This window comes from Lentzea sp. NBRC 105346 (assembly GCF_030269605.1).
Classification (GTDB): domain Bacteria; phylum Actinomycetota; class Actinomycetes; order Mycobacteriales; family Pseudonocardiaceae; genus Lentzea.
Genome location: NZ_BSTQ01000062.1, coordinates 1 through 268, shown reverse-complemented (window position 1 = coordinate 268; position 268 = coordinate 1). Strand labels below are relative to the sequence as shown.

The 268-nt window shown below is 52.6% G+C and carries 1 rRNA gene; it reads right to left on the bottom strand.

What is annotated here, in order from left to right:
- Window positions 1-268, bottom strand: a 23S ribosomal RNA gene (locus QSK35_RS42615); the annotation flags it as partial.

Here is a 268-nt window from a genome sequence, read left to right as displayed (position 1 = left end):
CTCCGTTACTCTTTGGGAGGCAACCGCCCCAGTTAAACTACCCACCAGGCACTGTCCCTGATCCGGATCACGGACCGAGGTTAGACATCCAATACGACCAGAGTGGTATTTCAACGACGACTCCACACTAACTGGCGTTAGCGCTTCACAGTCTCCCACCTATCCTACACAAGCCGAATCGAACACCAATACCAAGCTATAGTAAAGGTCCCGGGGTCTTTCCGTCCTGCCGCGCGTAACGAGCATCTTTACTCGTAATGCAATTTCG